Source organism: Pseudomonas sp. MD195_PC81_125, assembly GCF_014060985.1.
Taxonomy (GTDB): Bacteria; Pseudomonadota; Gammaproteobacteria; order Pseudomonadales; family Pseudomonadaceae; genus Aquipseudomonas; species Aquipseudomonas parakoreensis.
In genome coordinates, this window is the sequence record NZ_JABULD010000865.1 from 1 (window position 1) to 3,568 (window position 3,568).

The 3,568-nt window shown below is 46.9% G+C and carries 3 protein-coding genes; all 3 read right to left on the reverse strand.

Translation table 11 applies throughout. The features are described from left to right. Nucleotides 1-1,424: tyrosine-type recombinase/integrase (locus HT737_RS29885; protein WP_374011220.1), on the reverse strand; the 1,424-nt coding region annotated here is incomplete at its 3' end. Between the two features lie 98 nt (nucleotides 1,425-1,522). Continuing rightward, nucleotides 1,523-3,130 carry a hypothetical protein gene (locus tag HT737_RS29890; protein ID WP_306287315.1) on the reverse strand — a complete coding sequence of 536 codons (1,608 nt, stop codon included), beginning with the start codon at nucleotides 3,128-3,130 and terminating at the stop codon, nucleotides 1,523-1,525. 10 nt (nucleotides 3,131-3,140) lie between these two features. Then, nucleotides 3,141-3,568: site-specific integrase (locus tag HT737_RS29895; protein ID WP_182404620.1), on the reverse strand; the 428-nt coding region annotated here is incomplete at its 5' end.

Below are 3,568 nucleotides of genomic sequence, written 5' to 3' on the forward strand. Positions count from 1 at the left end.
AAAGCAGCTCTATCCTTGATTGGAATCGCCCGCAACTCCACAATCTTTTCGCCAGCGCCCCCTGCCAGTGGCTGATCATCGAGCCATGATTCGATCAGGTCAATTTTAAACTCTGTCATCTGCTGGAAGATCTCATCAAAGAGAGTCAGGTCTTGCTGCGGATTGGATGCATAGAGTTGGGTCATACTCATGCTGCTGTGTTTGAACTGCCATTTGAGGTAGATCAATGAAGTGCGGCCCATACGGGATTCTACAAAGCATCTTGCATATGTTCGCCTGCATTGATGCGTCCTCAACGGCCAATCGCTTCCAGCGGCTTTAGCTATACGGTCAAACGCAGCATTGGATGCTTGCCCGCTGAGAGCCTCAACGTGATGGCTTTCCTGAACTTTCCCTCCTTGTGTGTTTCGTCCCAAAAATAGTTTATTCGCGTCTTTTCGGGCTTTTTCGAGCCTAAGGAGATGTTCAGTTGAATACGAAAAATCCCGATTGCTTGCAAGCTGTCTAATCTCTTCATCCAGCTCTTTTCTGATGGGTACTGAATATTTTGCCAAAAGACTTAAAGCTTCAATCGTCAGTTCTGGTACAAGATATTCGACTTGGCCTTTACCTGTCTTGTGCTCGATTGTGGTCACCCAGCAAAAGGTAACCCCGTTTTTTAACTCTTTGCGCCAAGCGCCAACCTCAATTCCAATTGCCTCGTCATTGCGCATGCCGCTAGTGATTGAAACTATATACAGAACAGCATCTCTGCAACGAATTGCCATCCGTTCATCACTAGGATGATATCCAATACCATTGGCTGCCAATTCGGCCTTCATCTCCCGGACAATGCTTTCGCAATAGTTGAAAATCCTAGATTGTTCATCATGAGGAATAATATCTGTTCGCCCGACGTTTTTAGTGGCAGCACCCAACCCTTTTACATTCGCGACCCCACAAATCCGCCACAATGTCGAATTACCCCAAGGATAACTCTGAATGGGAAACATCGTGTCGGCAGAAAACACCCAAAGAAAATCAATAACCCGTAATCGCCCATACAGCGGGAGAGGCTTTAACTTCAATTCATATTTGCAATGATGAACGTAATTGCTGACATGGATCGGACGGACATCTGCAAAGCTTGAAACTCCTAGATCGTTTAACCAGCGAACAAAAGGCATCGCGCTGACGACGGCGAAAGTAGTAATGCCCCGTGCGATAGGAGGTTTGGATCTAGGCATTCCTCTTTTAAACCAAGCATAAGCAACAGCTTTGCAGTCATCAATAAGCGCCCGAGGCATGCCCATATCCCAGTTGATGAATTTATAAGAATGAGCAACATTGGCCTGATCAAAAAACGGGCGAAGATCCCACTGTGCATCGCCAAACCTGCTAAGAACGAAGGTTTCTCCATCTTCATTAACGATAGCGCTGATCACGATTGTATCCCGCTCTGCGGGACTTAGGCCATTCGCTGAAACTGGCTGTGCGATGAGGACATCATATGCCTTTAACACCGCACTCGTGGTTCTTATGCTCAAATTTCACCGTCCAATTTTTTCTTCATGAACTCGATTTTTTTAGCCCAGAACAAGTGCGGAGATGACTCAGCCTGAGCCCTTGCTTGCGAAACCAATGCAAGATCAAACTTCTGGGTGAAATCATCTATCAATCGAATATAGTCAAACTGACGCTTGCGCCATGCGCCCCACTCGTCCGTGAGAAAGTATTCGACTTCTGCATACAAGAATTGTTGGTAGCTGAACAGCCGGTATAAGTCCTCCAAGGTGCCTACAATTGCATAGCTAGGGCAACCGAGGCAGTGGATGAATTCAGAACAATGATTGACGCCATCCTTTGGTGCCAGACTACCGTAAAGGCTATCTTTGCAGCCGCCTAGCGGGGTTGGTATAACGTTTATGCCACGTAGTTTGTCCGGAAAAGCCTCCCCAACAAATGTCGCCCCGTCGATCTTGATCTCATCGTTGATTTTCAAATAGTGATTATCGGCGACACCAGGGGTATGACCCATAACGGAGGAAACTTCTATAATGTCGCCACCACTCAGTTTCCACAAACGGCTTTCCATAGTCTTTCGCAGCCGACTAAGCGTGACATTTAGCCGATTGCCTTGATCATCCTGAAGCGCATGACGCTCACAAATGCTTTTTGCCGTGACATATAAAGCACCGGGTGTAAGGGTAACGATGTCGTTCGAGCGGCCAGGCTGGCCCGAGCGATATAACCACACACATGAAGATATTTCATCAGGTGCCAGTGCTACGAGTGGCTTAGAAATCTCCAGCGCCTTATTGAGGACTGCCACCCCATCCAGGGGAATAGCACTGTACTCATCTAGCAGATTAGTCTGACGGATTGTTTTGCTCTGTGCGCCTTTACCTCGACGTTTGACGGTAGTAATCAACCTGAGATTAGGAATAAATGGGTGAGGCTGTAGGGCATCCCTCTTCATCTCCAAGAGCGGCGTAGTATTGATTCCAGACCTTGCCGCAGTAATTAGTAGCAATACAGCCATCGCCTCCGCGCCATTTCCAAGGAATGCACCCTTATGGATGGCAATAAGATCTGACTTCAAAGCGCCAATCAGCCTTTGCATTTCACCCAAGGTGAGCGGATCTGCATCTTTAGTGCTCTGCGCATTATTAGGAAATGGATTGAGGGGCAAAAGATCGTCAAGATTGACTTCAATAAATCCATATTCAGCCAAAACAACAACTAACGACTTGAAGCTAGTATAGTAATTCTTGGCTGTCGAGCCGTTAGGGTATTTTAGCCTCAGCCAAGAGACGTATCGCTCCAAGTGGCGTTTGGTAAGACTGTTTGGCGTTGCAGGTGGCGACTTGACCGAACCGCCACTCAAGAAATTTATAAAAAATCTTAGTCCGTTCGTAGAGTAACCAATCAAGGTCGTCACTGAGAAGTTTCCTCCTTGTAGCAAAGCTTTGATAACGTGAAGACTTTGAATTGCCCAAGCATCGAAGCCCAAGCCTAAATATTTCGTATGATCGAGTTGCCTGTGGTTTCTCGGATTTCTCGGCAGGTCAATCTTGATATCATCTTCGACAGCCTCGAATCCTTTTGTAACCGACCGCATAACCGCCTTGTAGCTTTTTTGCCGAGCCAATGGTGCTACCTCAGATACGCGAAACCGAATCAGTCATAAACATCATGTCAATTTCGTCCTCGTGAGCAAGGACGGATTGGGCTTCAAGCTGGTTTATGAGATGCAAATAGATCATAGTTGTTTGCACATCTGAATGCCCCAGCCTATCTCGGACATACAACAATGGCTCACCTTCAAACTCTTTACTTTTTCGAAGAGCAAGCAAGGTATAAGTCCCATAGGTGTGGCGTAGCATGTGGGCCCGAACATAGAAGCCGCACTTTCTTTCATAGGACTTCATAACGTCCACTACGGAATCTTTTGAATAATGCCTGCCTTCATTAGTCAGCAGCAGCGCGGTAACACGTCCATCACTATTGGACTTACGAACCTCTCGTTGGTGAAGGGAGTAAGACCACATGCTCTCCATCAACGACCATGGCACGTCGATAGTTCTAG